The 21,352-nt window shown below is 29.1% G+C and carries 24 protein-coding genes and 1 other annotated feature; of the genes, 19 read left to right on the top strand and 5 right to left on the bottom strand.

Translation table 11 applies throughout. The annotated features are described in order from the left end of the window. Nucleotides 1-89: 89 nt before the first annotated feature. The 8 genes from CLPA_RS21640 (at nt 90) to CLPA_RS06700 (ending at nt 6,383) form a co-directional block, all read left to right on the top strand. Nucleotides 90-1,079, top strand: coding sequence for a hypothetical protein (locus CLPA_RS21640; protein WP_003446312.1), 990 nt, complete (start codon nt 90-92; stop codon nt 1,077-1,079). Next, a complete protein-coding gene (locus CLPA_RS06670; protein WP_003446313.1) occupies nt 1,076-1,876 on the top strand; it encodes a protein-glutamine gamma-glutamyltransferase in 801 nt (266 codons plus the stop codon). Before CLPA_RS21640 ends, CLPA_RS06670 begins: the two co-directional genes overlap by 4 nt. Nucleotides 1,877-2,268: 392 nt before the next feature. Next, nucleotides 2,269-3,150, top strand: a complete 882-nt coding sequence (locus tag CLPA_RS06675) for a LysR family transcriptional regulator (protein WP_003446314.1) — start codon at nt 2,269-2,271, stop codon at nt 3,148-3,150. 72 nt (nt 3,151-3,222) lie between these two features. Next, the gene (locus CLPA_RS06680; RefSeq protein ID WP_003446315.1) at nt 3,223-3,561 is read left to right on the top strand and encodes an arsenate reductase family protein; all 339 of its coding nucleotides are present in this window, start codon (nt 3,223-3,225) and stop codon (nt 3,559-3,561) included. A gap of 10 nt (nt 3,562-3,571) precedes the next feature. After that, nucleotides 3,572-3,898, top strand: a complete 327-nt coding sequence (locus CLPA_RS06685) for a YqfO family protein (RefSeq protein WP_003446316.1) — start codon at nt 3,572-3,574, stop codon at nt 3,896-3,898. A 167-nt stretch (nt 3,899-4,065) separates the two neighbouring features. Continuing rightward, nucleotides 4,066-4,947: an acetylglutamate kinase gene (gene argB / locus CLPA_RS06690; RefSeq protein ID WP_003446317.1), complete on the top strand. Its 882-nt coding sequence runs from the start codon at nt 4,066-4,068 to the stop codon at nt 4,945-4,947. Between the two features lie 304 nt (nt 4,948-5,251). Next, on the top strand, nt 5,252-5,674 hold the full coding sequence (locus CLPA_RS06695; RefSeq protein ID WP_003446318.1) for a flavodoxin: 423 nt from the start codon (nt 5,252-5,254) through the stop codon (nt 5,672-5,674). Nucleotides 5,675-5,753: 79 nt separating this feature from the next. Then, nucleotides 5,754-6,383 (top strand): DUF3793 family protein, encoded by a 630-nt coding sequence (locus CLPA_RS06700; RefSeq protein WP_003446319.1) that lies wholly within the window; start codon nt 5,754-5,756, stop codon nt 6,381-6,383. 136 nt (nt 6,384-6,519) lie between these two features. Here the strand turns inward: CLPA_RS06700 and CLPA_RS20400 are convergent, their stop codons facing one another. The 3 genes from CLPA_RS20400 to CLPA_RS06710 all read right to left on the bottom strand — a co-directional run bounded on the left by CLPA_RS20400 (nt 6,520) and on the right by CLPA_RS06710 (nt 8,747). Next, the gene (locus CLPA_RS20400; protein ID WP_003446320.1) at nt 6,520-6,681 is read right to left on the bottom strand and encodes a FeoB-associated Cys-rich membrane protein; all 162 of its coding nucleotides are present in this window, start codon (nt 6,679-6,681) and stop codon (nt 6,520-6,522) included. A 76-nt stretch (nt 6,682-6,757) separates the two neighbouring features. Continuing rightward, nucleotides 6,758-8,521: a ferrous iron transport protein B gene (gene feoB / locus CLPA_RS06705; protein WP_003446321.1), complete on the bottom strand. Its 1,764-nt coding sequence runs from the start codon at nt 8,519-8,521 to the stop codon at nt 6,758-6,760. 1 nt (nt 8,522) lies between these two features. Beyond that, nucleotides 8,523-8,747: a FeoA family protein gene (locus CLPA_RS06710; protein ID WP_003446322.1), complete on the bottom strand. Its 225-nt coding sequence runs from the start codon at nt 8,745-8,747 to the stop codon at nt 8,523-8,525. 261 nt (nt 8,748-9,008) lie between these two features. On the opposite strand from CLPA_RS06710, the gene CLPA_RS06715 reads away from it, so the two are divergent. The 4 genes from CLPA_RS06715 (at nt 9,009) to CLPA_RS06730 (ending at nt 12,666) form a co-directional block, all read left to right on the top strand. Further along, complete coding sequence (locus CLPA_RS06715) at nt 9,009-9,692, top strand: response regulator transcription factor (protein ID WP_003446323.1); 684 nt, start codon at nt 9,009-9,011, stop codon at nt 9,690-9,692. Between the two features lie 16 nt (nt 9,693-9,708). Then, the gene (locus CLPA_RS06720; protein ID WP_003446324.1) at nt 9,709-10,800 is read left to right on the top strand and encodes a sensor histidine kinase; all 1,092 of its coding nucleotides are present in this window, start codon (nt 9,709-9,711) and stop codon (nt 10,798-10,800) included. A 174-nt stretch (nt 10,801-10,974) separates the two neighbouring features. Then, entirely contained in the window at nt 10,975-11,529 is a 555-nt protein-coding gene (locus CLPA_RS22100) for a DUF6431 domain-containing protein (protein ID WP_076719224.1), read from the top strand. A gap of 198 nt (nt 11,530-11,727) precedes the next feature. Continuing rightward, a complete protein-coding gene (locus tag CLPA_RS06730) occupies nt 11,728-12,666 on the top strand; it encodes a DDE-type integrase/transposase/recombinase (RefSeq protein WP_236900390.1) in 939 nt (312 codons plus the stop codon). A 48-nt stretch (nt 12,667-12,714) separates the two neighbouring features. Here the strand turns inward: CLPA_RS06730 and CLPA_RS06735 are convergent, their stop codons facing one another. Continuing rightward, nucleotides 12,715-13,596, bottom strand: coding sequence for an IS3 family transposase (locus tag CLPA_RS06735; RefSeq protein WP_003441126.1), 882 nt, complete (start codon nt 13,594-13,596; stop codon nt 12,715-12,717). Nucleotides 13,597-13,640: 44 nt separating this feature from the next. Beyond that, nucleotides 13,641-13,970, bottom strand: coding sequence for a transposase (locus CLPA_RS06740; protein WP_003441125.1), 330 nt, complete (start codon nt 13,968-13,970; stop codon nt 13,641-13,643). Between the two features lie 93 nt (nt 13,971-14,063). Here CLPA_RS06740 and CLPA_RS06745 point away from each other — a divergent pair, with 93 nt between their 5' ends. From CLPA_RS06745 to CLPA_RS06775, 7 genes are all read left to right on the top strand, one after another. Continuing rightward, nucleotides 14,064-14,381 (top strand): Mu transposase C-terminal domain-containing protein, encoded by a 318-nt coding sequence (locus tag CLPA_RS06745; protein ID WP_034829397.1) that lies wholly within the window; start codon nt 14,064-14,066, stop codon nt 14,379-14,381. Between the two features lie 15 nt (nt 14,382-14,396). After that, nucleotides 14,397-15,203, top strand: coding sequence for an ExeA family protein (locus CLPA_RS06750; protein WP_003448320.1), 807 nt, complete (start codon nt 14,397-14,399; stop codon nt 15,201-15,203). Nucleotides 15,204-15,511: 308 nt separating this feature from the next. Then, a complete protein-coding gene (locus CLPA_RS06755) occupies nt 15,512-15,862 on the top strand; it encodes a sensor histidine kinase (protein WP_257786247.1) in 351 nt (116 codons plus the stop codon). A 69-nt stretch (nt 15,863-15,931) separates the two neighbouring features. Continuing rightward, the gene (locus CLPA_RS06760; protein ID WP_003447939.1) at nt 15,932-17,284 is read left to right on the top strand and encodes a TolB family protein; all 1,353 of its coding nucleotides are present in this window, start codon (nt 15,932-15,934) and stop codon (nt 17,282-17,284) included. A 66-nt stretch (nt 17,285-17,350) separates the two neighbouring features. Continuing rightward, nucleotides 17,351-17,594: a binding site (T-box leader), on the top strand. A gap of 82 nt (nt 17,595-17,676) precedes the next feature. Continuing rightward, a complete protein-coding gene (proS, locus tag CLPA_RS06765; RefSeq protein ID WP_003447938.1) occupies nt 17,677-19,119 on the top strand; it encodes a proline--tRNA ligase in 1,443 nt (480 codons plus the stop codon). Nucleotides 19,120-19,437: 318 nt separating this feature from the next. Then, nucleotides 19,438-20,079 (top strand): lactate utilization protein, encoded by a 642-nt coding sequence (locus CLPA_RS06770; protein WP_003447935.1) that lies wholly within the window; start codon nt 19,438-19,440, stop codon nt 20,077-20,079. A 2-nt stretch (nt 20,080-20,081) separates the two neighbouring features. After that, nucleotides 20,082-21,260 carry a DUF116 domain-containing protein gene (locus tag CLPA_RS06775; protein ID WP_003447933.1) on the top strand — a complete coding sequence of 393 codons (1,179 nt, stop codon included), beginning with the start codon at nt 20,082-20,084 and terminating at the stop codon, nt 21,258-21,260. Nucleotides 21,261-21,352 lie beyond the last annotated feature (92 nt).

Here is a 21,352-nt window from a genome sequence, read left to right on the forward strand (position 1 = left end):
TTTTAGTTTTTACTATTAAATTAGTATAAATTACATTTAAAATAATAAATATGTATGGATAGTAATATTAAGGGAGATATTGAATATCTATGTATGATTTAAATCTAGATCCCGTAAGTTTTCTAGATAAAGTTAGAAGCGATAGGGGAATAGAAGATTTAAGAGATTTTTTTAAGCAATTAACTGCAAAGGATTTAAAAGGGGCTAAAGACTTTATAAATGACAAAGATCTTCAATTTCCTACTTTGTTTGTTCTTAGAGATGAGATACAAAGAAATAATTTGGAAGATGTCCTAACTAAAAAGAATAAGATAGCATTATTAATAGTAAAAGAGATATTGACAGATAAAAGGGATAATCTAGCTTCTGAAAAATTATCCTTTGATTATGTACAGATGATTCACAATGTTCTAAAGTGGATCATTGAAACAGGCTTTAAAGATGATGGTATGGATGACGATTATGATAGAGTATTAGATATTTCTGCAATACTTCTAACAAAGATGTATAAGGATAAAACTATACTTAATATACTGGTAGATATGATTTTTGATAGATATAAAAAGGGAGCTTTGGTACATGATTTGGTATGGGCATTTTTTCAAATAGAAGATCCACAAAGTTTAATACTCATTGGAGAAAAACTATTGTCTTCCATACCAGAAGATGTGAAGATAGCAGCAAGATTATTAAATTTTATACCAGAAGTAGATAAGAGTATCACTAAAGAAAAGAAGTATACAACTTTTCTAAATTGGATGAAGGAGAACGGTTCATTTTTAGAATATACAGGAGAGAGTTTTCAACAAAAAACCAATCCTAGTCCTTACAAGGTAGTTTTAGAAGGAAAATATTTATGTAAAAATATATGTTGTGAAACTGGAAGGACTCTAGGTATTCCATCAAGAGAAGAAAATCAACTGTTAAATGGCTTTAAGAAATTAGATTATGATACAAAAATATTGCTTTCAAATTTTTCAATTAGAATACATCAAAAGAATATATATCTATGGGATGTATGGCTCCACTATTCTTTAGAGGATCAAATAAAGATTGCTAAGATAGGAGGAGTACAATGATTAAGATCAATGGAGATAAATTTGATATAGGTACCATAATAAATCAATATAAAGACAATAGCACAGAAGCATATACTTTAAAGAAAATGGCATCCGGTGAAGAGGTTCATGAATATGATTCATTGGATGAACTCAAATTTGAATTAAATCTGAGAAAAAATATTGTAAATGCAGCTATAGATCTTGATAAAAGCAATTTTGATTTTGCTGTTTTCCGTAAATCAAGAGCAAATTCTGAATATTGGGAAAGAACGCGTCAAGGTGGATTCCTATTGAGAAACGGAGTAAGTTCCGCTAGTGCCATAAATGATATTTATAAAAACAGTGGTAAATATGCTACTGAGTGTGCCACAGCTATGGTAATTGTGTATTATAAAGCAGTTTTGGATTCTTTTGGAGCAAGACTTTTTGATACTGTTTTCTCAAATATATATCTAATGAACTGGCATTATATTGATAGAAATCTTGGACTTGATATCAGTGATGACATATCAGATTTTTTACCAGGAGATTGCAGATATTTTAAAAATCCTGATGTGAATCCATTGACTCCAGAATGGCAGGGGGAAAATGTAATTGATTTAGGGAATGGTAAATATTATGGCCATGGAATAGGAATAAGAACAGCTGATGAAATAATTGAAGCTTTAAATGAAGAGAGATTTATGGGAGCAAGAAGATCTGCTTTTTTACTGGATTCTGCTACAAGACCGGATTTTAAACATCTGTTCTATATATATTTAAAGTCAGTTTCTAGGAATGAGGAAGCTCATAGACGAAGACATAGGCATCATTGAGGCAAGTTCTTAATTCAGGTGGGGATTCTTTTACCCCATCTGAATTTTAGAACTGCAAATGCATGGCTTACTTGGCGTTGAACTCCCACTTGAAGAAAAGCAGAGAACCAAAATCTTTTTTTTGATTTTGTGTGAATCGCTTTCACAGAGTGCAAGCAGACAAAACAAAATTTATTTTGTATTTGGTGTGAATCGCTGTACAGAGTGCGTGGGAGACTTACACCAAGTTAGTCAGGTTAAAATAGAAAAATTATAATTTATGGTATAAGTTACTATCAATTTATTTTACATAGATTGATAGTATTTTTAAATTTTATTGCCCAAATAAATTAAATTAATATATAATTAAATTATATATTAATTTAATTTATTATAACTAGGAGTTATCTATAATGAATATGGACTTGGAACTTTATAAAATTTTTTATACTGTAGCCTGTTGTAAGAATATTTCTCAGGCTGCAGAAATACTCTACATAAGTCAGCCTGCTGTAAGTAAAGCCATAAAAAAACTTGAAAATATTGCTGGAATCACACTGTTTTCAAGAAATTCCAGAGGGGTAAAATTAACTGCAGAGGGAAATATATTTTTTACTTATATAGAAAAAGCAATGGAAGAAATACAGATAGGAGAAAAGATATTATCAAAACTTAAAAAAAGGGAACAGGGTATTATAAAATTAGGAGTAAGTACTACCCTTTGTCAATATTTTTTGATACCTAGACTTAAAGAATTTATAAATAAGTATCCTGATATACAGATTAAAATCATAAATAAAACTACTTTTGATACTTTAAAATTAGTGGATGAAGGAGAAATTGATTTTGGAATTATAAGCTATCCTTTTGACTGTAGTAATTATAACTTTATAGAATTAGATATCATACAGGACATTTTTGTAGCTGGAAGGGATTATATTAAAGAAAAGCATATCAGTAATCTCCATGAAATACTTGAAAAATATAATTTAATGCTGCTAGAGCCAGGGAACATAACCCGTAAGTACATTGATAAATATTTTTTTGATAATAATATAATTGTAAAGCCAGAAATTGAGATAAGCAGTATGGATTTTTTAATTGAATTTGCTAAAATAGGATTGGGAATAACTGTTGTAATAAAAAATTTCATTGAAAAGGAGCTTCAATCTGGAGAATTAGTAGAAATCCCCGTTAAAGTACCTATACCTGAAAGAACTATAGGTATTGTTTCAAATAAAAAAATACCACTATCTATTGCAGCTCAGACTTTTGTAGAGTTTTGTACTAAATAATTTTCTATTTCTTAGAATAGAAGAAGCACGTATTTAGACAGTAAATATTATTAATATAAGGAGCAATATGTAATGAATATTCAAATTTTCGGTGTGAAAAAATGTTTTGATACTAAGAAAGCTGAAAGATATTTTAAAGAGAGAAAAATAAAATTTCAATTCATAGATTTAAACGAAAAAGCTTTAAGTAAAAGAGAGCTTGAAAGCGTAAGCAGATCTGTAGATATCAATGATTTAATTAATAGTAAAGCCAAAGAATATAAAAATTTAAATGTTGAACATATAAGAAATAATGCTGTTAAAGAGGAACTGCTTTTAAATAATGCTAAATTATATAAAACTCCTATAGTACGTAATGGAAAGGAAGCAACTGTAGGTTACATGCCAGAGATTTGGAAACTGTGGGAGTAAGGAGATAATTATGGAATTTGAATTTTTTAAAATAGAAACCTTTATACCAGAAGAATATGTGGAAGAGCTAAGAGAATGCTTAAATAGTATAGGTGCACTTACTATAGGCGGTAATTATGATAATTGTATGGCTGTTTCTAGAGTTACAGGATACTGGAGACCGTTAAGTGGAGCAGATCCTTTTAAAGGAGAAGCTTATAAGGTATCTAGAGAAATAGAATGTAAAATTGAGTTTTCTTGTAAAAGTGAGATATTGAAAGAGGTTTTAACAGTAATAAAGAAAGTCCATCCCTATGAAGTCCCAGTTATAAATGTGCTTCCAAACTTTTTGAAATAAATTTAATTTTACCATTTTCATAATTGATTATTAAGTTTATAATATATAGTTGTTGTAATAGAAATTGAAATTATTTTTAATCATAGATTGATCAATTAACAATCGTTTAATGAAAATATAAAATATTTTATTTAAGACATTTTAAAAGAAAAACAGGGGGGTTTTAAGTGTTTAGTGGAATTAATGATATTAACATACACAATGCAAATATTTTGAGTCAGGCATTACCTTATATTCAAAAGTACAGTGGAAAGACTGTTGTAATAAAATATGGTGGAAATGCAATGATAAATGAAGATTTAAAAAATTCAGTTATAAGGGATATAGTTCTCTTAAATTGTGTTGGAATTAAGGTAGTGGTTGTACATGGCGGAGGTCCTGAAATAAATGAGTATCTATCTAAGATAGGTAAGAAAAGTGAATTCGTAAATGGACTTAGAGTTACAGATGAAGAAACTATAGAAATAGTACAATCGGTACTGGCGGGAAAGGTAAATAAGGACATAGTATCATTAATAGATAAAAATAAAGGCAAGGCAGTGGGGTTATGCGGGATTGATGCCAATCTTTTAAAGGCAAAGAAAGTAGAACTTCAAGATGGAGTAGATATTGGATATGTAGGGGAAATTGTGGATGTAAATGATTCTATCATACAGCATTGCTTAGATGGAGGCTATATACCTGTTATATCTACAGTAGCTTTGGGTCAGGAAGATGGTAGACCATATAATGTAAATGCAGATTTGGCAGCGGCTAAAATAAGCAGTAAGTTAAAGGCAGAAAAATTTATTTTAATTACAGATGTGCCAGGAGTATTAATGAATCCAATGGATGAAACTTCGCTTGTTTCGGAACTTAAGACCCAAAATATATCTCAATTAATTGAGGATAAAGTTATATCTGGAGGGATGATTCCTAAGATTAATTGCTGTATTGAAGCAGTTAAAGGCGGGGTTAAAAGGACTCATATAATTGATGGAAGAGTACATCATTCGCTTTTACTTGAGATATTTTCTCATGAAGGTATAGGAACTATGATACTTAAATAACATTAATTATACTTAGTTTGATTTTTGTATATTGTTATTAAATAAATGAAAAACATATAATTCCGATTGGAATTATATGTTTTTCATTTATTTTGTAATATTTTATGATTATATTTAATATAATAAAATTACAGAATTGAAAGAATATTATTTTAATTCTGTAAAAAATAGATGTTTAAATTGATAAAAAATATAGTTTTATCTATAAAGAATAATGAAAAATGGTATTGACAGCCAAATTAAATAAAGGTATCATATAGTTGATAATGAATTTCATTATCAACTATATGGTGAGGTGATTTATATGAGTAAAGTAAATATCATTTATTGGAGCGGAACTGGTAATACTGAAGCTATGGCAAAATTAATTGCAGAAGGAGCACAGGAAAAAGGAGCAGAGGTTAAACTTTTAAATGTTTCAGATGCTAAAGAAGATGATGTAAAAGAAGCAGATGTTGTGGCCTTTGGATCACCTTCAATGGGATCAGAAGTTGTTGAAGAATCAGAAATGCAGCCCTTCTTAGATTCAGTATCTTCTATTGTCACAGGCAAAAAAGTAGCTTTATTTGGTTCTTATGGCTGGGGAGACGGTGAATGGATGAGAAATTGGGTATCAGAAATGGATAATTTAGGTGCTAATGTAGTAAATGATGGGTTAATTGTACAAGAGGCACCAGAAGGAGATTCAGCAGAAGATTGTAAAAATCTTGGTAGAGAATTAGTTTAGAAAAATATAAATAAAAAAATTAGAAATGGAAACAATAGATTTAGAAAAATATAAATAAAAAAGAGAGGATTGTTAGAAGATGGCAAGGAGAATTGAAAATTTTATTGATTTTATTGATTATACCAGAGAAAAAGATTATATGATGAATTTAATAACCTACGCAATATCTCCTACGATAGCCGGATATAAACCATCTTCTATAATTACTATATCAAATCAAAATAAGGGTATGTATGATCTATGGTATAAATATGGGGATGAATATATAGATAACATAAATTTAAAGGTATTTGAAATTATGCGAAAAGAAAATCTTATTATATTGCTGTTTTATAATGAGAAACTGTTGTCACAGATCTTGTTCCATGAAAATAATATGAATTTTTTACTGAAATTTGGGTATTCAAATTTAATGTCTTTAGATATGTGCTTACAATTATTAAAATATAGGTATCAATATATGGCTTGCCCTCATGAAGTTGGAATATTTTTGGGTATACCTGTAAAAGATGTAGAAGCTTTTATAGATTGTAACGGAAAACAATGTATACTCTGCGGATACTGGAAAGTTTATCATGATAGAGAAAAAGCTCTTAAAGTTTTTGAGAGCTATGATAAGACAAGAGAGAATGTTGTAAGGCTGTTAAAGCAAAAAGTTGAACCAATTGAAATGATTAATATGTTGAACTCGGAGGTTAGTACTGTATAATGTGAATTCCATACGTTACATAGTAGTATTAAACATTATAATTATCAAGATGAACTGGTATATTACCTTTAAGTTATTATGGTATAGAAATAAACTAGGAGTAATTTTTACTCCTAGTTTATTTCTATATTAAAATTCATTTCTTAATATTTTTGTTTTTAGTATTACAAGAAATACTTTGTGAGCAGTGGCCACAATCACAGCCACCAGAGGATTTTTTCTTAATATTTTTAATAAATAAAAATATTGCGGATGCTACTATAATAAGGGCTATAAGTATTTCTACTATATTTTGCACAAAATCACCTTCTAATTTAAATTACCAATAAGTTTAAAGAGTTTAAACAATTAGATACTTAAAGTTTATATTTATATTATATGATTAAAAGACCTATTCTATAAATAGTAAATGAGACTATCCAGGCTAATAATATTTGGTATACTATGGTAAATACAGTCATTTTACTGCCATATTCTTTTTTCATAGTTCCCAAAGCAGAAATACAAGGTGGATATAATAGCACGAAAACCAAAAATGCATAGGCAGTAACTGGCGTAAACAGTTTAGGAAGTAGTTCTGATAAATTTGCTCCATATAATACACCTAAAGTGCTTACTACTACTTCTTTTGCACCTAATCCAGTCAACAAGGCAACGGAATTTTGCCAGGTTCCAAATCCTAAAGGTTTAAATATTGGCACTAATATATGACCTATACCTGCAAGAAAGCTTGATTCAATATTTACCATACCTGTAAAGCCGAAATTTGATAGAAGCCATATTAAAACTGATATGGAGAAAATTATTGTACCAGCCTTTTTTACAAAACCTTTACCTTTATCCCAAGTATGAATTAAAAGGCTTTTTAATTCAGGAAGTTTATATTCAGGAAGTTCTATTATTAAAGGTTCTTCATCTTTTTTAAATATGGTACTTTTAAATAGTAAACCAATTATAAAAGCTATAAAAATTCCTAATAAGTATAGAGAACCTATTACTAAACCTTGGTGTTTTGGAAAAAAGGCAGCAGCTAGTAGTGCATAAATAGGTAATCTAGCATTGCAAGACATAAGGGGTACTAATAATGCAGTAAGTTTTCTGTCTTTTTCGCTTTCTAGAGTTCGTGAAGCCATTATAGCTGGAACACTGCATCCAAAACTAATAACTACAGGTATAAAAGCTTTGCCTGATAAACCCATCTTTCGCATTATGTTATCCATTAAGAAGGCAGTTCTAGCCATATAACCACTGTCTTCTAAAATTGATACACAGAAGAATAATGTAAGTATTATTGGAAGAAATACTATAACAGAACCAACTCCTCCAACTATGCCATCAACTATTAATGAACTAAACCAAGGGCTGGAAGAAGCTAGTGCTGAATGAAGCAGTGGAATTAAAGAATCATTTACTAAACCATCAAGTAAATCTTGAAGCGGTTGTCCCACCCAAGAAAAAGTTATTTTAAAAATTAAACATATAATTCCTATAAAAATTGGGTAAGCTAAAATTTTATTTAAAAGTATATTGTCAATTCTTTCTGTAGTGGACTTATTAATTTCCTTTGACTGGTCTGTACATTTATTAAGTATTGATTCTATATAGCTATAGGTTTCCTTTTCAGATTTAAAATTATAATCTTTCTCATCAATTGCTGTTGAAAAAGTAGTATTATTTAATGAATCTACTATTTTATCAATATCTTTATGCTTTGATGCAACTATAGGAATTACAGTTACATTAAGTTCTTTTGATAAACTTTTATAATCTATTGTAACCCCTTTTTTTAGAGCTACGTCGATCATATTTAAAACTAATATTATAGGCTTTTTAAACTGTTTTAACTGCATTGTAAGATATAGATTTCTATCTAAATTGGAGGCATCAACTATATTTACAATTACATCAACATCGTCATTTAATAAAAAGTTTTTTGAAACCTTTTCTTCATTAGAATAGGTATCCATAGCGTATATACCAGGTAAATCAACTATTTTAACAGATTTATTTAAAAAACCCTCTTTCTTTTCTACAGTTACACCAGCCCAATTACCTACATACTGATTTGAGCCTGTAAGAAAGTTAAATAGAGTAGTTTTACCTACATTAGGATTACCAACAAGAGCAGCAGTAAGCATGTTAAGCATCTCCTAAAAAAATATTTTTTGCGTCATTTTTCCTGATGGCAATATTAAAGCCTCTAACATTGATAACCAGGGGGTCGCCAAAGGGTGCAGAGGTTTTCATCCTTACTTCTGTTCCTTCGATAAAACCTAAAGCAAATAATCTTTTTGCTAGTCTTTTGTCTCCAGATATATTTTTTATAATTCCCTTTTCACCAGGCTTTAAATCAAATAAACTCATATTAACAACTCCTCTAAATGAAAATCATTATCAATTACATGTATATTTTATCATTGATTTAATAAATTGTCAATGATAAATGGGAATAAAAATCATTTACTATAAATAATGCTAATCATCTATAAAAATAATATCAAGATTTTATATTGAAATACAAATTAATAAGTTAGTCATAATAAAATAACAATTGTCTACAACTTGGCAATAACTTTGTATATAATTAAGATTATATATTATGTAAATTATACAAGGATGATTATTATGGATAAAACAATACTAATTATTGAAGATGAAGAAGACATAAGAGATATATTAAGACACTATCTTGAAAAAGAAAATTTTAAAGTAAGAGAAGCAGAAGAGGGGAAAGAGGGAATTAGATTAGTAAATAGTGAAGATATAGATCTTATAATACTAGATCTAATGCTGCCAGATACAAGTGGTTATGATGTATGCAAGGATATATCTTTAAAATATAATATTCCTATTATTATGCTTACGGCTAAAAATGATATAGTAGACAAGCTTTTGGGTTTAGAATTAGGTGCAGATGATTATGTTACAAAGCCTTTTGATGTAAGAGAAGTTATTGCACGGGTAAAAGTATGTCTTAAGAGAATAGACAGTTTAAAAAAACAAAGAACTGCAAATGTAATACAGCTGCCCAATAGCATAAAAATTTATGTGGATAGCAGAGAAGTTATAAAAGGTGAAAATGTAATAAAACTTAAGCCAAAAGAATATGAACTTCTTTTAATGCTATCTTTAAATAGAAAAATAGTTTTAACAAGAGAAAGACTTTTGGAAAAGGTTTGGGGTTTTGAATTTGAAGGGGATAGTAGAACTGTTGATGTACATATACAGCGAATTAGAAAAAAGCTTCAGGTGAAAGGAGATAAGCCTATAATAGAAACGGTATTTGGAGTAGGATATAAAATGCTATAAAATAGGGGTATTATATATGAAATTTACTATAAAATATAAATTTTCCATAGGAATTCTTTTGATTTTCTGCTTAAGTTTTAATGCGATGAATTATTTTATGGATAAGATAATAATACAGAATAATAAGAAAGTTATAAGTAATGAATTACTCAACTCACAAAGAGATTTAAATATATTTATAAGACAATTTATGCTTATAAATAATATGGATATAAGCCAGAATGGTTTTCATGTTAACAGGGAAAGTATAGGTAATGGACTGGCTTCTAAGATTAATAATAGAGTGATTTTATATAGTAATAGTGGGGATTTTATCTTTGATAGCGAAGATGCTAATGGATATATATTTTCACAAGAAACTAAAAAATTATCAGATGATCATGCAGATTTAAAAATGGCTGAACAAGACAAGTCTGCCTATAAGATTATAAAAATTAATAGTAAATACTTAGTGGTATTTTCTCAAACTCTTTATGCAAATAATGAGAGACTTGGAATTATAAGATATGTAAAAGATAATACGGAATTATTTGAAACAAGTAATGAATTATTAACAAAAATAAAAATGTTTATGGGTGGAATATTTTTAATAGTAACTTTATTTGCAATACTATTGGCTTCTAAAATCACTAAACCAATTGTGAAGTTAAGTAAGCTTACCAAAGAAATAGCTGAAGGCAAGTTTGATATTACTATATCAGTAAAATCAAAGGATGAAATAGGGGAATTAGAGGAAAGCTTTAATAAAATGAAAGAAAAGATAAGTGAACAAATAGCTACTATAAAAAAGGATAGGGATGATTTAATTAAACTTCAGGGGCATAAAAAGAATTTCTTTGACAACGTTACTCATGAAATGAAGACTCCATTAACTATAATAAATGGATATTCTCAAATGATTTTAGATGAAGGAGCTAGTAATGAGGTTATTTTAAAAAAAGCTGCATCTAAGATAAAAAGAGAATCAGAAAAGCTTCACAATATGATTATAGATGTACTTGATATGTCAAAAATAGAATCCAAAGTAAATATAGATAATAGAGAAAACTTATATATGTTCTCTATTGTAAATGGTATATGTGATGATTTAGCTGTTAAATGTTATTAGGCATTTTACTTAAGCTAAAAAACATTCAAAAAAGTCAAATTATTATAGACTTAATTTATAGGTCAGATTAAATAATCTGACTCAAAAAGAATAAGATTATTTAATCTGACGATAATTAGTAAGGAGAAAATTTTTTAATTATGAGAAGAAATAATAATGATAAATATAGTAAAAATGCCTTACGGAATAAAAAAATACAATAAACTTTGTAAGTTTAATCAATTTCCAAGTAAATATGGATGCGAAGCATGTGGATTTGAAGGTAAGCTGTACAGACATGGATTTTATTATAGAAACTTAATTACCCTTAAAGGTGCATACAAGATAGTCATCCTGCGTTGTAAATGTCAATCCTGTGGTAAAACCTATTCTCTTATACCCAGTTTTATTATTCCTTATAGGCAATATGCTTATGAAGTTATTCTAACTTCTATTATTATGATGCTAAAACTAGGTTATTCCTTTAGTAAAATATTAACTCTTATAAAATCTCTTAATATTAACTACTCATCTCTTAATACAACAGATCTATCATTTTGGAAAAATAGGCTAGTAAGCTCATTATCGAGTATTCGTTTATTTTTTGCACAGTATAAATTCTATAATTCTAACATAAATAGCAAATTACCTATTGATATCATAAAAAAAATTATTATCTTTTGCCGTTTAAGGCACGATTTTAACTTGGATTATTTTTTACACATGCCTAAGTATTTCTTTTGTAAATGATAATTTAATAGGTACAAATTAGATCTATCTTTTTTATCAAATTAAATACTTCACACTTTTTTAATGTCTTTTTATATCAATCTTGTCCTCATTTCTCTTGTTCTATCTAAAATTTTTGTATAATTCCACACAACCTTTAACGGTTTAAATATCGATTTTAAGTCATAATTATTAATAAAAATAGGAGGTTGATAATCAATGATATTAAAAGAATTTAATCAAAAGATAGCATTATTTCGTTATTCTCTGATTGCACCCATTATAACCAATACATTTACTCAGACTTCTGTAAAAGATTATTTAGCAGAAATTGCAGCAAAGTCTTATACACTGCCTAACGGCAAGAAAAAAGAGTATTCTCCTGCAACAATCAAAGGATGGCTAGTTCAATATAGGAAATATGGTATTGATGGCTTATATCCAAAATCAAGAGCTGATAAAGGTACTTCCAGAAAAATTTCAAATGAAACCAAAGAATTTATTATAAACAGTAAATTAAATTCACCTAAAAAAACTGCCAAGTACATATATCATGAAGTTATAGCTAAAGGTTTTGAAAGTGAAACTAGTATTTCCCTGTCAACAGTAACTAGATTTATAAATAAGGCTAAGATAGGTTCTAAAAAGCTTGTACCTGATGATAGAAGAGCCTTTGAATTTGAGTTTTCCAATGAATGCTGGCAATCTGACGTATCTGTAGGTCCTTACCTTACTATAGAAGATAAAAAATTCAAGACTTATATTATAGCTTTTTTAGATGATTCCAGTAGAGTCATTGTAGGATGCAAAGCATTTTTTAAAGATGATCTTTTATCTCTTATGTCTGTATTTAAAGATGCGGTAGCATCAAAGGGAATTCCTAAAAAAGTTTTCGTTGATAATGGAAAGATATATAAAAGTGAGCAATTTCATTTGATTTGTGCAGCTCTTGGTAGTATTTTAAGTTTTGCAAGACCATATTCCCCTCAATCTAAGGGCAAAATTGAAAGATGGTTCCAAACTATGCAAAAACAATGGATGAATTCAATTAATTGGAATGATTTTAAATCTATAGATCTTTTAAATGAATCCCTGTCGGGTTATGTTAACAGTTATAACAACACTATACATTCCTCAATAAACAAAAAACCGGATTAACCCCTTCATTTTGGACAAAACATAATAAATTCTTTGATTTTCTTAGAATTAGACCCTTATTTCAATACCAGTTAGATTTTCTCTAAAATGAAGGGTATAAAATTCATTTGGTGACATAAAACCTAAGCTTGAATGTATTCTTCTGTCATTATATCGAACCATAAAATCGTTTACTGCCTCATAGGCTTGTGCATAAGTTTCAAATTCATTATTTTTAAAACATTCATCCTCAAGTATTCGGTGAAATGATTCTATATGAGCATTTTTATTTGGTGTTTTTACTGGTATTCTCTCGTGTTCTACCTTGATTTCCTCACAGCATTCACTAAATTTATAACTTACAAACTGTGGTCCGTTATCTGTTCTTATTACAGGCTTGTTAACTCCTTCCTCAAATAGATTTCTTCTTATTAAACATTTTCTTAATAATGCTGACGCATCTTTAGCTTCACAGTGAAATCCCATGTGATAATCAATAATACTTCTATCAAAAATATCAATTAGGTTTAACAAGTAGAAGAATTTATCTTGACCATGAATATAACCATACTTTATATCCATTTCCCAAAGCTGATTGGAACCTGTTATAATTCTGTTAGCTGCAATAGTTTTTTTCACTTTAGGTTTGATAACTCTTTGATCTTTAAGTATGCCAAGCTCCTTGCAAAGCCTGTAAACCTTCTTAGGATTAATTATAAGATTATAATATTTTCGCAGATGATAAGTTATTTTTCTATAACCATAATTAATGGCATCACCATCAATTGACTCAATAATAAACTCTTTAATAAGGTCATCACATACCTTTTGATTCTTTTTATTTAGGCTGTATCCTCTAGGCTTACCGCCTTTAGGTTTTGATTTTTGTTTGCCTTCAACACTTAAATTATAGTAATATGTTGATCTAAGAAGCCTAACTGTTTTAAGCACAAAAACTGCGTTATATCCTTGATGTATATATTTTTTAGCTATTGCTACTTTATCTTTAATTGAGGGTTTGCTTTTTTTATTAAATCTTTAAGGATAGCTATTTCTAAATCTTTTTCACCTAAAATCTTTTTAAGATGATCATTCTCTTTTGTTACTTCTGTAATTTCACTTTCAAACTCTTTTTGTCCCTCAACTAAAGCCTTTCTTCCTGGCTTAACCTTAATCTCATCCTTATTCTCAGATTTCTTTATCCAAGTAAATATGGTTGATTTTGATATACCATGTCTTCTTGATACTAAAGAAACATTTCCTACATCCTTTACTTCTCTCAATATTTCTTCTTTTAATTCTTTTGTATAACTTTTGCCTTTCATAACTTTCCTCCAATCACTTTCTACATTATATTAAATGTATAGGCAATTGTCCAAGATTATTTCGGGGCTTAAGAGAAACCAATTGATAAGTACATGTCTAATGTTGAAAATATAAGATTTATTGATTCTAAAACTGAACTAGACTATTTATTTTTATATAAAGTACTCCGTACTGTAAAAAATGACTCCACAGTATCTATAGGTACAAAAATATTTGAAGTACCACTAAAATATGTTGGTGACAAAATAAATATACGCTATGATCCATCATCTATTGATAAAGCTTATATTTTTTCACAGGATGGTAAACTTGAAGATACTATTTTCCCTGTTAAAAAAATTGATAATTCAAAAATCAGAAGAACTAACAATACTAATTCTGTTGATTTTTCTGCCTTTGAAGCTAACTAACCGGAGGTTGATATTATGTATAAAGCTTTTTATGGCTTAACTTTTGATCCTTTTGATAAAAATCTTGACTTAAAATACAGTTTTAAATCTGAGGATTTCTCTAAAGCAATGAATAGATTAGAATTTTTAAAATCTGTTTTAGGGATTGGCGTTATTACTGGAGAGCCTGGAGTTGGTAAGTCTTTCTTGCTCCGCAATTTTGTAGATTCACTAAATCCAAATTTATATAAGTGCGTATACATTCCTATTTCCACTTTAACTGTTATGGACTTCTATAGAGCATTATGCGATGGTCTTGGAATAATTCATGCTCAGAAAAAAGTAACTATGTTTAAGCAAATACAAGAGTCTATATACACTTATAGCCACAGTAAAAATGTAATTCCAGTTATTATAATTGATGAATGTCAATTTTTAAGCAATTCCATTCTTGATGATTTAAGAATAATATTTAATTTTCATATGGACTCAAAGAATTATGCTATGTTAATTCTTTCAGGTCAACCTAATTTTTTACTTCAACTCAGCAGGCAGGTCCATGAAGCACTACGTCAACGAATCATAATGAATTATTGCTTAAAAGGGCTAACGCATGATGAATGTAAGCCCTACATAACTTCTATGCTAAAAGCCGCAGGCTGTTCAGAACCAATTTTTACTGATGATGCTTTTGAACTCATTTATTCAAGCACTAATGGAGCTATAAGACCACTAAATTCTCTAACGAGAATGTGCCTTATCTCTGGTGCTAATGAAAGACTTACTTCTATTAATTCAGATACAGTTTATAAATCTCAGAGTGAAATTGATCTTACAATTTAAAATTTTTTACACTGCTTATTCTGAGCAGTGTTTTTCTATGCCTATATTTATTGACCAATTTTAGAATTTTATACATTGTGGATATTGTGGAGAAAGGGTTATTTAATTTGATTTTTGAGACTTAATTTGCCATTAGTAAGATTATTTAAACTGATTTTTTACCACATTATTACTAATTTTAGGCTGAAATAATTTGACTTTTTAAGGATTAAATAATTTGACACGTAACAGTTAAAGCTAAAAAGTATGAAATTACCTTTGAAAGATGTATTGTTGAGGATATTAATGTATTTGCAAATAAAGATGAAATATCAAGAATGCTCATAAATATAATAGATAACTCCATAAAATATGCTAATGTAAAATCTATTATAAAGGTTAAGTTATATAGAGATAAGGGAAATTGTGTTATTACGGTAGAAGATAGTGGTATAGGAATTTCAAAAGAAAGTCTATCCAAAATATTTAATCCTTTCTATAGAGTGAATAAAAAGATTTGTAGAGAGCGTGGAAACAGTGGTCTTGGATTAGCCATAGTTAAAGCTATAGTGGATAAATATGATGGCAATATAAATATAGAAAGTGAAATTAATAAGGGAACAAAAGTTAAGATAAAAATTCCTCTGTTTTTACAAGTTGGCAATAACTTAGTTAAGTGATGGATATAATTATTGGTTATTCTTTAACTAATGAATTTTGATTATAACGTAATGAATGGAGGATTAACAATGAAGCGAAAGGCTAAAAATATATTAATAATTATAGGTATTCCAGTATTTATTATAGTAGGATGCCTAGGACTAGACAAACTTATTACTGCACATGGACAAAGTATCTCTCAAAAACCTGAGGTGGTATGGAATGATAGCTCAGCGTTATCTTTGACAGATGATAAACCTTTAGAAATAGTTAGTAAGAAAACTTATGGCAATGTACAAGGTTTTTCTGAAAACTTTGGTTTTATAAATTCTAATGAAGCTATTGTGGGAATTGGTATGGATAGAGATAAGTTTTATAAGAAATATACTAAAGCTTTAAGTAAAATGACAGATAAGGAAAGTAATGAAGCTATGGATGACTTTCAAGGAAGTGTTTACAAACTTAATCTAACAACCTTTGAAAAATACCCTTTAAACATAGAAACTAAAAATGTAACAGAAGCTGTAGTATCTAATATTAATAAATTAAGATATGCTAAAGATAATAAATACAACTTATATGATATAAATGCCAATAAGAATATAGAATATGATAATTTTAAAGAAGATTGGAAAACTTCATGGAGTAGCAATTGGTCCGAAGATGGAAATTATTTAATTAGACAACAAAATAGTAATATAAATTTATATGATATTAAAAACAATAAAAATAAAGAAATAAAGATAGATAAAAAATATGTTAATATGGGTTCGTTACAAAACTTTTATAGTAGAGATGGAAAGGATATATATTTTATAGGAGAGCAGTATAAAGATAATGATTTAAATAATAGAAGGCAGGGTATATTCAAAGTAAATAGTGAAACTGAGAAAATAGATGAAGTGTTGCTTTTCCCATATGTTAATATTAGTGCAGGTAATTCCATTGAATTACCTCTTATAGGAACAATTAGAAAAGGTAATTTGATTATGAATGGACTATCTTTTGATATTTATGGTATTTTAGATAATGGTAAAAAAATAATATTTGATGGCATATTAAATAATAGCGAGGGTCTGTATGTTTATGATGTAGATACAAGAAAATTTTATAATTTAATAAATCATGTTAACTCAAAAGAAAGTAAATATGCGTTACCATTTTGGATATCACCAGATAAATCTAAGATTATATATAAGAATATAGTAATTAAAAATAATAAGGATCAATGGAATCTATATGCTGCCAAAATCAATGGAAATAATCTTACAGATAGAAAATTACTAGCTGAAAATATAAATACTTTAGGAAACATATATAATGAAGTACAATGGAGTCCAGATAGTAAAAGTATATTATATTTCACTGGAAAAAATCAAACCACTAAAAATGAATTTACTTTCATGGATAAAAATGAAGTAAATATAGTAACCTTTAAATAAACTTTATTATCACTATTGACAAAGTAAATTTTATATTCTATTATTTGAGGTAGTTCAATACTATGATTAAATACAAAGAAGAGGAATAGTAGAAATATAAGTTCTTTAAAAGAGAGGGAATGCTAGCTGAAAAATTCCTTAAGGAGCCCCTTTGAACCTGCCTCTGAGTTCTGCACTGAAATAAGGTATATGAATTTCAACATTCCTTAAAGTAGGCTGTAGCGGTTAAATTCCGTTAAAGATAAGAGTGAGTAGTGTTAATTAATTTATTAATTAGGGTGGTACCGCCGATATAGTCTCGGTCCCTTTGGGGATTTGGGACTTTTTTATTTTTATTGATAATTTTATTAGAAATATTACATAATAATTTATAATTAGGAGGAGAAAACTTTATGTCAAAGAAAAACAATAATAAAAGAGTTGAGCAAATCACTTCTATGGATGAGGATTTTGCACAGTGGTATACAGATATCGTTAAAAAAGCAGAACTTGTAGACTATTCCAGTGTTAAGGGATGTGTTATCCTCAGGCCTTATGCTTATGCCATTTGGGAAAATATACAGAAATATTTAGATGGAAAGTTTAAAGAAAAAGGCCATGAAAATGTATATATGCCACTTCTTATTCCAGAAAGTCTTCTTCAAAAGGAAAAAGACCATGTAGAGGGATTTGCACCAGAAGTAGCTTGGGTTACAAAGGGTGGAAATGATGAGCTTACAGAAAAATTATGTGTTCGTCCAACTTCAGAAACATTGTTCTGTGAGCACTATGCTAAGATAGTTCAATCCTATAAAGATCTGCCAAAGTTATATAATCAGTGGTGTTCTGTAGTAAGATGGGAAAAGACTACGAGACCTTTCCTAAGGACTACAGAATTTTTATGGCAGGAGGGCCATACCATACATGCTACAAAGGAAGAGGCAGAGGCAGAAACCATACAAATGCTTAATATCTATGCGGATTTCTGTGAAAATATGCTTGCTATACCAGTAGTTAAGGGAAGAAAAACTGAAAAGGAAAAGTTTGCAGGAGCAGAAGCTACCTATACTATTGAATCCTTGATGCATGATGGTAAGGCACTTCAGTCAGGAACTTCCCATTTCTTTGGTCAAAATTTTGCAAAGGCCTTTGGAATACAGTTCGCAGATAAGAATGAAAAGCTTGAGTATGTAAATCAGACCTCCTGGGGTATGACTACACGTATAATTGGAGCAATTATCATGGTACATGGGGATGATGAAGGGTTAAAAATGCCTCCAAGAATAGCACCAACTCAAGTTGTAATAGTGCCAATAGCACAGCATAAGGAAGGTGTTATTGAGAAGGCAACTGAATTAAAGGATAGAATAGCTAAGGTAGCCAGAGTTAAAATGGATATAAGTGATAAGACACCAGGATGGAAATTCAGTGAATATGAAATGAAGGGTATTCCAGTAAGACTGGAAGTTGGACCTAAGGATATGGAGAAAAATCAGGTGGTACTAGTAAGACGTGATACTAGAGAAAAAATATTTGTACCAATGGATGAACTTGAAACAAAGATACCAGAACTTTTAGAAGATATACACAAATCAATGCTGGAAGCAGCTACAAAGGCAAGGGAAGAAAAAACCAACATAGCAACTACTATGGAAGAGTTCAATGATATAGTTGAAAATAAAACTGGTTTTGTTAAAGCTATGTGGTGTGGTGATAAAGACTGCGAAGATAAGATAAAGGAAGATACAGGAGCTACTTCAAGGTGTATTCCTTTTGAGCAGGAAGAACTTTCAGATACTTGTGTATGCTGTGGTAAAAAGGCAAAACACATGGTGTATTGGGGAAGAGCATATTAATTAGTATTTTATTAAGTGAGATTTTTAAATCTCACTTAATTTAGTATATAGAAAAATTGAAGCAAGTTCTTAATTCAGGTGGGGATTCTTTTACCCTTAGAACTGCAAATGCATGGCTTACTTGGCGTTGAACTCCTACTTGAAAAAGGGGGAGACTTACGCCAAGTTAGTCAGGTTAAATTTATATTTTTACCTAATCACATAAATAATTATATGTTAAAATATAAAAGAATAGATGATAGATAGGTATGTTGTTTATCAAATAAAAAGAAAAGGGGGAAAAGTACTGCTGGAATTATGGTAGTACTTATAAAGATTATGGATGAAAATACTATATGGTTAATGGAACAAAGAATTAATAGAACTATTGAAAAATTAGAAAAAAATAATATGGAAGGGTACTATGCTAAAGATGAAAAAGAAGCTTTGGATATACTTAAAAGCCTTATAAATAAGGGTGAAAGTGTGGCTGTTGGAGGTTCAGAGACACTTTTTCAAATTGGGGCTATTGATTTTTTAAGAAATGGAGACTTTAATTTTTTAGACAGATATGCAGAAGGATTAACTCGTAAAGAAGTATTAGATATATTTAAAAAGAGTCTTTTAACAGATACTTACATTGTAAGCAGTAATGCTATAACCGAAAATGGAGAACTTTATAATGTAGACGGTAACGGCAATAGGGTAGCAGCAATGCTTTATGGACCAGATAAAGTTATTATAATTGTGGGTAAAAATAAAATAGTTAAAGATGTAGATGAAGCAATTCAGAGGAATAGAGAGTATGCAGCTCCAGCTAATGCAAAGAGATTAAATAGAAAAACTCCCTGTGCAAAGGTTGGATATTGTATGGATTGCAGCAGCGAAGAGAGAATTTGCAATGAATATACATTGATAAAAAGACAAGGTGCTAAAGGAAGAATAAAAGTAATAATTGTAGGAAAAGAATTAGGGTATTAGTTATGAAGGATATTGTTACTTATTCCCTTAATGCAGACCAAATAAATTCTGATAATTATTACAAAGATATAGCTGAATTTGCAGAGGAAGTTATATTAAATGGAAGATCAATCATAGATTCCATAATAATAGATCTAAAGAATTATATTAGTTTAAAAGATATGGAAACTCTAAGAAGTGATGAAGAATACCTACTGGAAATTTTAACATTAGGTACTCTTTGGAAGTTATATAGTGATGATGCAGCTGAATTGTCTGAATTACCTAAAAATATAATGAAAAAACTTGTAGACTTTAGGAAACATGGAGGAAAAGTTAAAGGTGGAGCGGATTTCATAAGAGGAATACTTGCTACTGTATTTTTGTTTCCAAATAATAATTACAAATCAAACATAAAACCATCTCTAAAGACTTTTGAAAAGTTTTTAAAGTGGTTATCCGCTTCAGGAGAATTTGAAGAGGAAGTACAGAGATTTGATATTTTAAAAAAATATTTCTTTGCTTTGTCTGAAGAAAAATTGGAACAGACTTTTTTTAATATAAATTCTTATGCATTATGGTTTAATATAAGAAGTGAAAATTTAATTGGAAAGTACACAGTAAATGTAGAAACATTTCTTAAGGATGAATATCCTAAGCATAAATTCAAAGAAGATGTTATTCTATGTGGAAGACAAAGGATAGAATATCATCTAAATATGACAGGTGCAGAAATAATGAACAGATCTTTTAGAACAGATTTTTTGAAAACTAAGATAAAAAAACTACTTCTACCTGTATGTATGAGATATAATAACGAAAAAAATTGTAAAGCACAATATACAGAGGATGGATATACTTGTAAAGATTGTATTGAAAATTGTAAAGTTAATAAGCTTTCTAAGATGGGGAAAAAATATGGATTTGAAGTATTGATAATCCCCCACGGTTCTTCAGTATTTAAGGAAAAAAAGATTTCTTATGGTGAGATAGGAATTGTTGGAGTTGCCTGTGTTCTTAATTTAATGAGTGGTGGATGGAAGGCAAGAAGGTTTAATCTAGTTCCTCAATGTGTAATTTTAGATTATTGTGGTTGCAAAAAGCATTGGAGTAATAAGGGAATTGTAACAGATATCAATATAAATCAATTGAAGCAAGTTCTTAATTCAGGTGGGGATTCTTTTACCTCATCTGAATTTTAGAACTGCGAATGCATGGCTTACTTGGCGTTGAACTCCCACTTGAAGAAAAAAGTAGAGAACCCAAATTTTAATTTGGTGTGAATCACTTTCAC

The organism is Clostridium pasteurianum DSM 525 = ATCC 6013, from assembly GCF_000807255.1.
GTDB classification, from domain to species: Bacteria; Bacillota; Clostridia; order Clostridiales; family Clostridiaceae; genus Clostridium_I; species Clostridium_I pasteurianum.

What these genes read in the sequence shown, in the direction of transcription:
- CLPA_RS06715 (WP_003446323.1), top strand. Translation starts at nt 9,009, where the DNA reads ATGGATAAAACAATACTAATTATTGAAGATGAAGAAGACATAAGAGAT.
- CLPA_RS06720 (WP_003446324.1), top strand. Translation starts at nt 9,709, where the DNA reads ATGAAATTTACTATAAAATATAAATTTTCCATAGGAATTCTTTTGATT.
- proS (WP_003447938.1), top strand. Translation starts at nt 17,677, where the DNA reads ATGTCAAAGAAAAACAATAATAAAAGAGTTGAGCAAATCACTTCTATG.
- CLPA_RS21640 (WP_003446312.1), top strand. Translation starts at nt 90, where the DNA reads ATGTATGATTTAAATCTAGATCCCGTAAGTTTTCTAGATAAAGTTAGA.
- CLPA_RS06775 (WP_003447933.1), top strand. Translation starts at nt 20,082, where the DNA reads ATGAAGGATATTGTTACTTATTCCCTTAATGCAGACCAAATAAATTCT.
- CLPA_RS06770 (WP_003447935.1), top strand. Translation starts at nt 19,438, where the DNA reads ATGGATGAAAATACTATATGGTTAATGGAACAAAGAATTAATAGAACT.
- CLPA_RS06675 (WP_003446314.1), top strand. Translation starts at nt 2,269, where the DNA reads ATGAATATGGACTTGGAACTTTATAAAATTTTTTATACTGTAGCCTGT.
- CLPA_RS22100 (WP_076719224.1), top strand. Translation starts at nt 10,975, where the DNA reads ATGCCTTACGGAATAAAAAAATACAATAAACTTTGTAAGTTTAATCAA.
- CLPA_RS06670 (WP_003446313.1), top strand. Translation starts at nt 1,076, where the DNA reads ATGATTAAGATCAATGGAGATAAATTTGATATAGGTACCATAATAAAT.
- CLPA_RS06700 (WP_003446319.1), top strand. Translation starts at nt 5,754, where the DNA reads ATGGCAAGGAGAATTGAAAATTTTATTGATTTTATTGATTATACCAGA.
- CLPA_RS06685 (WP_003446316.1), top strand. Translation starts at nt 3,572, where the DNA reads ATGGAATTTGAATTTTTTAAAATAGAAACCTTTATACCAGAAGAATAT.
- CLPA_RS06745 (WP_034829397.1), top strand. Translation starts at nt 14,064, where the DNA reads ATGTCTAATGTTGAAAATATAAGATTTATTGATTCTAAAACTGAACTA.
- CLPA_RS06750 (WP_003448320.1), top strand. Translation starts at nt 14,397, where the DNA reads ATGTATAAAGCTTTTTATGGCTTAACTTTTGATCCTTTTGATAAAAAT.
- CLPA_RS06710 (WP_003446322.1), bottom strand. Translation starts at nt 8,747, where the DNA reads ATGAGTTTATTTGATTTAAAGCCTGGTGAAAAGGGAATTATAAAAAAT.
- feoB (WP_003446321.1), bottom strand. Translation starts at nt 8,521, where the DNA reads ATGCTTACTGCTGCTCTTGTTGGTAATCCTAATGTAGGTAAAACTACT.
- CLPA_RS06740 (WP_003441125.1), bottom strand. Translation starts at nt 13,970, where the DNA reads ATGAAAGGCAAAAGTTATACAAAAGAATTAAAAGAAGAAATATTGAGA.
- CLPA_RS06760 (WP_003447939.1), top strand. Translation starts at nt 15,932, where the DNA reads ATGAAGCGAAAGGCTAAAAATATATTAATAATTATAGGTATTCCAGTA.
- CLPA_RS06695 (WP_003446318.1), top strand. Translation starts at nt 5,252, where the DNA reads ATGAGTAAAGTAAATATCATTTATTGGAGCGGAACTGGTAATACTGAA.
- CLPA_RS06730 (WP_236900390.1), top strand. Translation starts at nt 11,728, where the DNA reads ATGATATTAAAAGAATTTAATCAAAAGATAGCATTATTTCGTTATTCT.
- CLPA_RS06680 (WP_003446315.1), top strand. Translation starts at nt 3,223, where the DNA reads ATGAATATTCAAATTTTCGGTGTGAAAAAATGTTTTGATACTAAGAAA.